1 pseudogene is annotated in these 539 nt (G+C 46.4%); it reads right to left on the bottom strand.

The features are described 5' to 3' along the window. Nucleotides 1-110: 110 nt before the first annotated feature. A pseudogene (locus R7E78_RS29900) lies at nt 111-539 on the bottom strand (DUF445 domain-containing protein); the annotation flags it as partial.

The following is a 539-nucleotide window of genomic DNA, read 5'->3' as shown; positions in this document are numbered from 1 at the left end:
TTTGGTGTGAATCCGGAGCTATTAGGCTAAAGCACTTGTCGTGGTACAGGACATAAAAAAGGAGCCAAAAGGCTCCTTTTTCGATAGGTCTCTGGATGTTTAGTGAAGGATTATGCGCCGATAAAGGTGCTAATAACACCAATCAAACCACCGAATACGCCACCCCAAACTACTAGCCAGCCTAGGTGTTCTTTAATCATTTTTTGCACCATTTCTTTAACCAATGCCGGCGTTAACTCGCTAAGGCGTTGGTCGATAATGCCTTCGATGTTCTGCTTAATCTCATCCATCATGGCTGGTGATTCAAACTGCTCTTTCAAAGCTTCTTTAATGCTGTCGCTCTTGCTCAGTTCGATGATGGACACTTGCATCTTTTCGACGAAAGGTTGTCGCATCGGCTGTAGAGCTTCCGCACCACCAAACATCGCTAGCATGCCGCCAAACTGGGAGCCCTCAATGACTTCTACTAGTGAGTCAAAGGCTGGGTTTAGATCCACTTTCTCAATCACAGGTTGAAGATCGATGTTCACTCCGCCCGC

The organism is Vibrio sp. YT-19(2023) (assembly GCF_033337395.1).
Note: the sequence above shows the minus strand (reverse complement) of the source record. Positions and strands in the feature narration are given on the sequence as shown.